This window comes from Microcoleus sp. OTE_8_concoct_300 (genome assembly GCF_031383065.1).
Lineage (GTDB): Bacteria > Cyanobacteriota > Cyanobacteriia > Cyanobacteriales > Microcoleaceae > Microcoleus.
In genome coordinates this window covers 1-8,477 of the sequence record NZ_JANMZH010000830.1, presented here as the reverse complement: position 1 = coordinate 8,477, position 8,477 = coordinate 1, and the positions used below count along the sequence as shown (strand labels likewise).

General features: G+C 45.7%; 10 protein-coding genes. 4 read left to right on the top strand and 6 right to left on the bottom strand.

What is annotated here, in order from left to right; translation table 11 throughout:
• The first annotated feature begins 186 nt into the window (after positions 1 to 186).
• Positions 187 to 867, top strand: coding sequence for a CADD family putative folate metabolism protein (locus ACUVJL_RS36800; protein ID WP_445250337.1), 681 nt, complete (start codon positions 187 to 189; stop codon positions 865 to 867).
• A gap of 97 nt (positions 868 to 964) precedes the next feature.
• Here ACUVJL_RS36800 and ACUVJL_RS36795 read toward each other — a convergent pair whose 3' ends face one another.
• Positions 965 to 1,804: a metal ABC transporter permease gene (locus tag ACUVJL_RS36795; protein ID WP_445250336.1), complete on the bottom strand. Its 840-nt coding sequence runs from the start codon at positions 1,802 to 1,804 to the stop codon at positions 965 to 967.
• 133 nt (positions 1,805 to 1,937) lie between these two features.
• Entirely contained in the window at positions 1,938 to 2,657 is a 720-nt protein-coding gene (locus ACUVJL_RS36790; RefSeq protein ID WP_445250335.1) for a metal ABC transporter ATP-binding protein, read from the bottom strand.
• 90 nt (positions 2,658 to 2,747) lie between these two features.
• On the opposite strand from ACUVJL_RS36790, the gene ACUVJL_RS36785 reads away from it, so the two are divergent.
• On the top strand, positions 2,748 to 3,824 hold the full coding sequence (locus ACUVJL_RS36785; protein ID WP_445250334.1) for a metal ABC transporter solute-binding protein, Zn/Mn family: 1,077 nt from the start codon (positions 2,748 to 2,750) through the stop codon (positions 3,822 to 3,824).
• A 149-nt stretch (positions 3,825 to 3,973) separates the two neighbouring features.
• Here the strand turns inward: ACUVJL_RS36785 and ACUVJL_RS36780 are convergent, their stop codons facing one another.
• Together ACUVJL_RS36780 and ACUVJL_RS36775 are read right to left on the bottom strand one after the other, a co-directional pair.
• On the bottom strand, positions 3,974 to 4,234 hold the full coding sequence (locus ACUVJL_RS36780; protein ID WP_445250333.1) for a DUF7219 family protein: 261 nt from the start codon (positions 4,232 to 4,234) through the stop codon (positions 3,974 to 3,976).
• A gap of 287 nt (positions 4,235 to 4,521) precedes the next feature.
• Positions 4,522 to 4,689, bottom strand: a complete 168-nt coding sequence (locus ACUVJL_RS36775) for a metallothionein (protein ID WP_333127425.1) — start codon at positions 4,687 to 4,689, stop codon at positions 4,522 to 4,524.
• A 146-nt stretch (positions 4,690 to 4,835) separates the two neighbouring features.
• On the opposite strand from ACUVJL_RS36775, the gene ACUVJL_RS36770 reads away from it, so the two are divergent.
• On the top strand, positions 4,836 to 5,246 hold the full coding sequence (locus ACUVJL_RS36770) for an ArsR/SmtB family transcription factor (protein ID WP_445250332.1): 411 nt from the start codon (positions 4,836 to 4,838) through the stop codon (positions 5,244 to 5,246).
• Between the two features lie 545 nt (positions 5,247 to 5,791).
• Here ACUVJL_RS36770 and ACUVJL_RS36765 read toward each other — a convergent pair.
• Complete coding sequence (locus ACUVJL_RS36765; protein WP_332960259.1) at positions 5,792 to 5,989, bottom strand: heavy-metal-associated domain-containing protein; 198 nt, start codon at positions 5,987 to 5,989, stop codon at positions 5,792 to 5,794.
• Positions 5,990 to 6,409: 420 nt separating this feature from the next.
• Positions 6,410 to 7,270: a 3-deoxy-7-phosphoheptulonate synthase gene (gene aroF / locus ACUVJL_RS36760; RefSeq protein ID WP_445250331.1), complete on the bottom strand. Its 861-nt coding sequence runs from the start codon at positions 7,268 to 7,270 to the stop codon at positions 6,410 to 6,412.
• A gap of 584 nt (positions 7,271 to 7,854) precedes the next feature.
• Between aroF and ACUVJL_RS36755 the strand changes: the two genes are divergently transcribed.
• Entirely contained in the window at positions 7,855 to 8,073 is a 219-nt protein-coding gene (locus ACUVJL_RS36755) for a plasmid partition protein ParG (RefSeq protein WP_445250330.1), read from the top strand.
• The last annotated feature ends 404 nt before the right edge of the window (positions 8,074 to 8,477 follow it).

Sequence of the window (8,477 nt, the reverse complement as noted above, 5' to 3'; positions counted from 1 at the left end):
CTCTGGGACTAACTAAATTAGGCTCAATATTTGGTTCATTTGAACGGATATTTGGTCTAAGAACTGCCGCAAGGATAGATAGTTTTAAGGTATGTCGCCAGAACCAAGAATCCCCACGCCTGATAGCTGGGGAGTGTCAATGTAACATTTTAGTGACTGCACTATCCTCAAAGCCGATCGACAATTATGACCCAACAGCAATTTCTCGAACAACTCAACAGTATTCTCGACCAAAACCACCTGCTGAAACACCCGTTTTATCAAATGTGGAACGAAGGTAAACTCGACCTCGCAATGCTGCAAGAGTATGCACAAGAATACTACCTGCAAGTCCACAACTTCCCCACCTACGTCAGCGCTACCCACGCCGCCTGCGACGACATCAAAATTCGTCAAATGCTCCTCGAAAACCTGATAGAAGAAGAGAGAGGCGCTGCTAATCACCCCGAACTGTGGCTGCGCTTTGCCGAAGGTTTGGGTTTAGACAGAAACGCAGTTCTCGATCGCGAACACTTAGAAAAAACCAGCGAATCCGTCCGCATTCTCAAAGACTTAGCGCGCAGCGAATCCCCCGTCAAAGGTTTAGCCGCCCTTTACGCTTACGAAGCGCAAATCCCCGAAGTTTCTACAACCAAAATCGCTGGTTTGAAGGAATTTTACGGCATCGATTCCGAAGCTGCTTTGTCTTTCTTTAAAGTCCACGAAAAAGCCGACGAGTTCCACTCGCAAGCCACCCGCGAAGCGCTGTTAGAGCTCTGCCAAACTGAAGAAGCAAAACAGGAAGCGCTGTTAGCCGCCGAGAAAGCAACTTTTGCTCTCAATTTACTGCTTGACGGCGTTTACGAAGCTTATTGTCAAGCTAAGTAAAAACGCATAATTTGTAGGGCGGGTTTAGCAAGTGATTTGGGCGATCGCCAACAATCTCAGAACAAAACCCGCCCGCCCTCAGGAACAATCCCGGTACTCATTCTCCTCTTTTTCTTGTCAAAATCCCTTGACTGGGACTGCACAGCAAAGCTACTAAAAATAGGCCAAAAATAACTAATACAATTGCCGCACCAGACGGCATATTCAAATAATAGCTGAGATACATACCAGTCACGCTAGCTGTAATCCCAATAATTGCTCCTAATCCCATCATTAAATGCAGCTCTTTTACCAACAAATACGCCGTAATTCCCGGCCCGATTAACAGCGAAATTACTAACAGCGCGCCCACAGTTTGCAAACTCGCAACAATGGTCAGCGTAATCGCCGAAATCATTCCCAAATAAATCCAGTTTACAGGCAAACCGCACGCTTGCGCCCCCAGGGGGTCAAAAGTATAGAATAGCAGTTCTTTGTAAAGCAGTTTAACCGTCGCCAAAATTATCAAAGTAATGACAAAAGTCTGCTGCACGTCCGTCGGTGCAACTGATAAGATATTCCCAAACAAAAACCCGTCTAAATCTAATTTTGTTGTCCGCAAGAGGCTAATCAGCGTGACGCTAATTGCTAAAAATGTAGACAAGATTAATGCCATAACTGCATCAATTTTTAGGCGCGATTGCGATTGAATCCAGGCCATTATTACCGCGCTCATAATTCCCGATATAAACGCGCCGATCGAAATATTGAAACCTAAAGAAAAAGCAATCGGCAATCCTGCTAATACCGAATGGGCAATCATGTCAACCATCATTCCCATTTGTTGTACAATTAAATACGATCCGACAACGGCGCAGAGAATGCCTAGCAAAATGCCGACGGCGATCGCATTTCGCATGAACTCGAATTTGAGCGGCTCAATTAGTAGATTTAACATTTAATTACTTACCTCAATAATCTTATTGTTTTAACCGCAGATACAGGCAGATAGACGCAGATACACGCAGATATAAGATAATTATCTGCGTTTATTTGCGTTCATCTGCGGTTAAAAATAAATCTTTTTCTCCTCACGCAGAAACTAAACTTAAATCGTATCCATAGGCTTTTTGAATATTGGCTGCGGTGAGAACTTCTCGGCAGGAACCACTCGCAATTAACTGCTTGTTGAGCAATAATAAATTGTCGTACTGTTTTAAAGTTTCGCCTAAATCGTGGCTGATTACTAGCAATGTTTTATTTTGGGCCTTGAGTTCGGCAAAAATCTCGAAGATAATCTCTTCTGTTGCTTTGTCGATCGCGTTAAAAGGCTCATCGAAGAAGAATAAATCGGCTTGTTGGGCGATCGACCTTGCTAAGAAAATCCGCTGCTGCTGTCCGCCAGAAAGTTCGCCAATTTGCCGATCGCGCAAATCCCACATTCCCACCCTCCGTAAAGCAGCTTTCACCAATTCTTGCGACTGCTTCGAGAAACTGCGACACCAACCAGTCTGAACGGTTCGCGCCATCATTACCGCATTCCACACCGTAATCGGATAATCCCAGTCAATTTGCGATCGCTGCGGCACATAAGCCACCCGCGACAACTGTTCCTTCAGCAGCCGCCCCTGATATTTCACCAAACCCCGACAGGTGGGGATCAATCCCAGCATCGCTTTCACCATCGTGCTTTTCCCCGCGCCGTTGGGACCGAACACACCGGTTAATTGCCCCGATTCTAACTGGAAACTCACGCTGTTGAGGGCCGAAATTCCTCGATAATTGACAGCTAAGTCTTGCACTTCTAACATAATTCGAGATTTTGAGAACGATTCTTGTTCGTAGCTACTAGAATAGGATAACTCGAAAAAGCAATAACGATTATCGTTCCAAAGGTGAAAATGTTAAAGAAGATACAAAGAAAAACCGGCCGATTGTGCGGTGCGACTGTTTTGGCGATGGGCTGCGGACTGGTTGGATGCAGTGGAGGGCAGAACGCAAGCAATCCGGTGTCAGAGAGTCCCGCCGCAACTCAAACTCAAGCCAGTCCCGCCGCCAACTTGCCCAAAGTCGTGGCCACGACTGGCGTTATCTGCAACATAACTAAACAAATCGCTCAAAGTTCGATCGACACCACCTGTCTGCTGCAGCCGGGAGACGACCCCCACGCCTATCAAACCAAGCCGGAAGACCGCAAAGCGATTGAAACCGCAAATCTGATTTTATACGGCGGCTACAACCACGAACCCAGCATCATTAAGTTAATTCAATCCAGCAGTAATTCCGCACCCAAAATCGCCGTACACGAACTCGCAGTTCCCAAACCGCTGATAGGCGAACACGAGGACGAACACGGCGAAGAGAAAGCCCAAAACCAACCCCACGCAGAAGGCGAAAAAGTTCCTGACCCTCACGTTTGGCATAACCCTCAAAATGGGCTACGCATGGTAGAAACAATTCGCGACCAATTGATCAAAGTTTCCCCCACCAATGCTCAACTTTATACCAAAAATGCAGCAAGCTTAACAGATGAGTTGCAAAAAACAGATACTTGGATCAAAGCTCAAATTGCGACTATTCCAGCCCAAAAACGCAAGTTAGTAACAACTCACGATGCTCTGAGTTACTATGCGGATGCTTACGATTTGGAGATGGCTGGAGCTTTGCAAGGTGTGACAACAGAGGAACAGCCCACAGCAGCAAGAATTGCCGAATTATCTTCAGAAATTAAGACCGCAGGAGTGCCGAAAATTTTTGCCGAAACTACAACTAATCCGAAGTTGATAGAGACTGTGGCGAGGGAAGCAAATGTCGAAATTTCGGACAAGGAACTTTACAGCGACGACTTGGGCGGCCCCGGCACCGGTGCTGATACATATCAGGGAATGCTGAAAACTAATACTTGCACGATTACTTCTGGCCTCGGCGGCAATTGCACTCCTTTTGCAAGAGAAGCAACACCAACTCCTCAACCATAGACTTCCTAGGGTGTTCTTCGGCGCACCTTACACTTTAACTTAAAACTCAAAAGTATTTTTGGTGGAGTCGGGGCGGGTTTAAAAATACTCGGGAGGTGAGTTGCAGATGTTGGTGAACCCGCCCCTAGAAGATGGTTATTTATTGTGATTTAAGGTGAATTTCCCTCATCGGTACTGGGGGGTTTTTGGCCAATTCCCAATTGCTTCTTAGAGGATTTTAAGTCTTTCCAAAGCACCTTAATATCTTTATAGGCTTTCTCAGCGCTAATTTTCCCCCCTGTTTCCAGCGAGCAAATATAAGTTATTTTCTGAGCAAATTCCTGCAAGTTGGCATTAAACGCCAAGTTTTCTGGTGTGAAATCACCGTAGTAGCGATTGCGAGGATGTAAAAAATCTTCCCGCTCATTCATTGCCCCCTCCTAATTAAACTTTTGGTTTTCAACTTTTGCTGCGGTCTCTGCTGTTAATAGCACTATTTGTACTTAGTATTGCGGCACAACTTACTTCTATTGTATTCCGCAAGTAGCAATTGTACTTAGTCTTCTGTACTTAGTCTATTAATGCAGTTTTAACCTTAAATTAGCTTTATTTTAACTTTTCTTTAACCTAAAAGCACAATAATTGGGAGATGCGAGTAGCGCATCTCCCTTTAGATAGACTTTAGAGTGGTTGATTAACCTTTTTTGAAGCCGAATATTTACTTGCTGCACTCGCAGCCGGTGTGGCCGCAGCCGCTGCCGTTGGGGTGGCCGTCAGCGCAAGCACTGGAACAGTATGTTTTGCCCTCTTTTTCAATGGCGTCACTGAGGTTGACAATGCAGAGGCAAGAAGGACAGGCGCATTTCATTTGGGTGACAGTAGTCATTTTAGTTTTTCCTCGTGGGTTTGTTTCTCTATACTTATATGTGAACACATATTCAGGTATAAGTCAAGGGTATGTACAAGTTTTGTTACAAAAGGTTTGCCGATCGCACTAAAATGAAAATGAGAATTAAAACCAGCCTGGAAAAGATGTCACCAAACTCTGCTGTTAATGGAGCGATAAGTCAGCCTCGCGAAGTAAACGATACACCCACGTGCGAGCCCTCGCACCTAGTTGACTGTTCGCGGGCCGGCGACATCCAAACACAAGTTCTCAACACCGCAAAAGCCCAGCGCATGGCAGAGTTTTTCAGTCTTTTGGGAGATGCGAACCGCCTGCGGCTGCTGTCGGTTTTGGCAAAACAAGAACTGTGCGTGTGCGACTTGGCCCAGGCTTTGAGCATGAGCGAATCAGCAGTATCGCACCAGTTGCGGGCATTGCGGGCGATGCGGTTGGTAAGTTACCGCAAGGTTGGGAGACAAGTTTTTTATAGTTTACTCGATCGACACGTTTTGGAACTTTACCAAGCCGTCGCCGAACACTTAGACGAAGCAGATTGACACTCCCCGGCGTGAACGCGCGGGGATTCTTGGTTCACTAACATACCTTTAAACTATTCATCCTTTCGGCAATATTTAAACCAAAAACCCGTCCCATTGAACGAAGCTTCGAGCCTAATTTAAATAGCCCCAGAGGGCTTGTCTCCCCAAGCGTTAAGGGATCACTCCCTTTGTTCCCGTATGCCCTACGGTACATCTAAACTACTAATATTTTGAGTTTTCTGGTATGGGTGCTTATGGGTACCCTAGCTATGTTTTTGTGGTTTTCGCCACCCACGAGACATTATTTTTTCCTAGCCAGTCGTTTTGGGGTTGGTTATCCAATCGATGCTCGCGGTTATTCTACCTGTATCTATTTGTAGTATACCGTACTATTTGGGAAACTTTTAGAACTTTTAGAACTTTTTGGAAATAAAGCCGTCGTAAAAGGACGGGGTTTTAAACCCAATTTTCTGATAACCGGGTTTTTTGCCGTATCTACAGGCTGTAACGAAGTATTCTCGCCCATCAAACCCGGTTTCTGGCTGCCTGCTGTAAACTCGATATCAATCTTGGACGGTGTGACCCGTGGCAACAACCGCCTGTGTAATTGACTCTTGTGAAGCTTGAGCTTCTACTGTAACAGTCTTAGCTGCGACATCCACATTCACAGTAGCATCGGAGTCAACAGTTTTGATGGCTTTGGTAATTGTATCACCGCAACCAGAGCAGACGATCGAGGGAACGTTAAGTAGTATTGCCATAATTAAGCAAATTTTCGTAGATGACAGTATTATTTTTTATTTTAATCTAAATTCGTGAAACACGCGCTTTTCCCTATTTCGGCAGGGGTTTAAACCCCTGCCTCAAAGCTCAATTCGGTTTTCACTTATATCTTGCACCATTGTTAAAAAGAGGCTTTCGGGCCTGTTCCACAACATATCAATTTTCTTGTGTGGTGGGCATCCTGCCCGCCCTGAAAGGATTATTGATAATGGTGCAATATCTCAGCGAAAACCGACTGTAGAGTTTGACGTTAAAAGTTATATAGCGGTTCTCAAAAAAGTGAGGTATGCCCTATGTCCTATGCCCTATGCCCTATGCCCTATGCCCTATGCCCTATGCCCTAGGCCGGATAGTACCTCATGTTACTGAGAAAGGCTATACCTTATTTTCTACTAATATCACTTCAAACTTAATACCTCTGAATGCACATTAATTTCGGGTATGCACCGCCCAACCGCCGCGGCTACAGCCCGCAAACTCGCAACTAAATCTACCATATCTGCCAAAGAAAGAGCTTGCCGCGCGTCAGAAACCGATTTTTCTGGTTGCGGGTGACACTCAATAATCAATCCGTCTGCACCGCAAGCAACCGCTGCTTTGGCTAGTGGTGCGACTAATTCGCGCTTGCCGACAGCGTGAGAAGGGTCTACAATTACTGGCAAATGCGTTAACTGTTTCAGCGCTACGACTGCACCCAAATCTAATACATTCCGCGTGTAATTGTCGAAGCTGCGGATGCCTCTTTCGCACAGAACTACATCAGGATTTCCGTGACTGACAATGTATTCGGCGGCCATCACAAATTCTTCGATTGTGGCTGACAAGCCGCGTTTTAGGAGGACTGGTTTTCCGGCTTGACCGATCGCCTTGAGTAACTCGAAGTTTTGCATATTGCGACTGCCTACTTGCAGCATATCAGCACTTGTGACAACGGGCTCGATTTGGGCGATCGACATTACCTCTGTCACCACGGGCAAACCGTAACGTCGGCTGACATCGGCTAAAATTTCGAGTCCCTCAATTCCCATCCCTTGGAAAGAATAGGGAGAAGTGCGGGGTTTGTAGACTCCGCCTCGCAAAGCTTGCACTGATGCGGCGGATAGTTGGCGGGCGACTGTTTCCATTTGTTGGGAACTTTCCACGGTACAGGGGCCGCCGATTATTAATAATTCTGTGCCGCCGACAGAGACTGTTTCTGAGAGTTTAACAATTGTTTGGTGTTCGGGATGAGATTTAGTTACGAGTTTGGCTTCTAACATGAGGGTATTTTCCTGGAAAATTAAGTGGGTGGTTGACAACAAAAAACCCGGAACTTTTAAGAGTTCCGGGTTGGTGCGATAAGACAGCGCGACAATTTACCCAGAACTCCTGTTGGGCCAAAAATAAAAGCCGTAATACCAGTTACTGAATAAGGTCATCGGTGTTTTCGCTTGTACTCGATTGGTTGTTGGAAAAAGGACTAGAAAAAACAAAACCGCAGGTGTTAATCTGCGGTTCGCCCGGATGTTCACAGTGAATTGTAAATTCACTCCGGGCGAACTTGGCTGTACCAAAAATAAAAATAGCTGTTGGCTGTGAACATAGGTGAAGTGCTGCGATTTGTGGATTAAACACAATACTATTCGATAAGCTAGCACAAACTGGTAGGAATGTCAAGCATTTTTTTGCAAAATGTATGGAAACGGCATTGCCGTTTAACTCGGCGCGGTTGTCGTTTTTTTGGCTATGTCTGTTATTATATCGACATAGGGACAAAACGATAAGTCCTTATATCGACAGGCGACCCGATCTGATGGCGCGCCTGTGTGTCAGGCGAGACACATAGACAAATCGATATAGCGATATGGAAGCTTTGACTACAAGTAAAACTGTGTCCGTAAAAATCTATCTACCTGAAGAGACAAGAGCCAAGTTCAAAGCATCTTGTGCCATGCGTAGCCTCAGCATGAATGAGGTTCTGTTGGAGTACATCGAAACTTGGTTACAGGAAAACGAACCCGTTTTAGAGCCAAAGCCCCAGCGCGTCAAGACGAGCGCCAAAACTGAGGAAACAGACTGTTGACATCCACCCCGACCTGAAGGTACGGGGATTCCCAAACCTCACGATTTGAATTTCTGCTTCTTCGCAACTGCCTCCACCCTAAAAGAGAGTTGGTCTTATGTTCGCTCCACAGACTAACCCCGCAAGCCCTGCGGTTTTTACGTGTCGAATACCAAACGGAATTCTTCTTCGTTTTGATTCTAGGGATGTTTACCATTGCCCTATCCTCTTTTCCCGGTCTACCGATTTTGCTTCGCCGCCAGCACAATGCTGAACTTCGCTCGTATAGGCTGTTTGATCCATCGTCTCGGGTGGGTCGTTGACCAATTATATTGTAATATAAAGCCGTCCTAAAAGGACGAGGTTTCTACCCAATTTTCTGATGACCGATCGACTATATCGAATAAATGGCATCCTCGAACAAA